Source organism: Bacillus sp. MBGLi79 (genome assembly GCF_002953915.1).
Map to the genome: position 1 here is coordinate 2,097,184 of NZ_CP026521.1, position 1,265 is coordinate 2,098,448.

The 1,265-nt window shown below is 47.6% G+C and carries 2 protein-coding genes; both read left to right on the forward strand.

The annotated features are described in order from the left end of the window. Window positions 1-694, forward strand: a 694-nt coding sequence (gene pyrH, locus C1T29_RS10695; protein WP_208945686.1) for a UMP kinase, incomplete at its 5' end; no start/stop codon positions are given. Between the two features lies 1 nt (window position 695). After that, entirely contained in the window at window positions 696-1,253 is a 558-nt protein-coding gene (gene frr, locus C1T29_RS10700) for a ribosome recycling factor (protein ID WP_020451417.1), read from the forward strand. Window positions 1,254-1,265: the final 12 nt, after the last annotated feature.

Below are 1,265 nucleotides of genomic sequence, written 5' to 3' on the forward strand. Positions count from 1 at the left end.
ATTAAAGCTTAGCGGAGAAGCCCTTGCGGGTGAACAGGGAAACGGCATCAACCCTACCGTGATCCAGTCCATCGCCAAACAGGTGAAAGAAATCGCCGAGCTTGATGTTGAAGTGGCGGTCGTCGTCGGCGGCGGCAACCTGTGGCGCGGAAAAACGGGCAGCGATCTCGGAATGGACCGCGCAACAGCGGACTACATGGGAATGCTTGCAACGGTCATGAATTCCCTTGCGCTGCAAGACAGCCTTGAAACGCTCGGCATTCAATCAAGAGTTCAGACATCCATCGAAATGCGGCAGGTCGCTGAGCCATACATAAGAAGAAAAGCGATTCGCCATCTTGAAAAGAAGCGCGTCGTCATCTTCGCTGCCGGTACAGGCAATCCATACTTCTCGACGGATACGACCGCAGCGCTCAGAGCGGCTGAAATCGAAGCCGACGTCATCTTAATGGCTAAAAATAATGTCGACGGTGTATACAATGCCGATCCTCGAACTGACGAAACAGCCGTAAAATATGAAAAATTGTCTTATCTCGATGTGTTAAAAGATGGTTTGGCCGTCATGGATTCAACCGCCTCTTCACTTTGCATGGATAACGACATCCCGCTGATCGTCTTTTCTATTATGGAAGAAGGAAATATTAAAAAAGCCGTTTTAGGCGAACAAATCGGTACAATCGTAAGGGGGAAATAACGTGTCAACTCAAGTGATGAATGAAACAAAAGAACGGATGGAAAAAGCGATAGGCGCTTATCAGCGCGAATTGGCGACTGTACGTGCAGGACGTGCAAATCCGTCTTTGCTGGACAAAGTGACAGTTGAATACTACGGAGCGCAGACGCCTTTAAACCAGATCGCGTCCATTACGGTTCCGGAAGCGCGCATGCTTCTCATCACACCATATGACAAAACAGCGCTCGGCGATATTGAAAAAGCGATTCAAAAAGCCGACCTCGGCATAACTCCGTCAAACGACGGCAACATCATCCGGATCACGATCCCTCCTCTAACTGAGGAGCGCAGAAAAGAGCTTGCCAAGCTCGTGAAAAAATATTCGGAAGATGCTAAAGTCGCGGTCCGCAACATCCGCCGCGATGCCAATGACGATCTGAAAAAACTAGAGAAAAATGGTGAAATGACTGAGGATGAATTGCGCTCTTCAACGGAAGACGTACAAAAGCTGACAGATGAATATGTGTCAAAAATTGATGAGATCACAAAAGATAAAGAGAAAGAAATCATGGAAGTTTAATGAAAAACTATG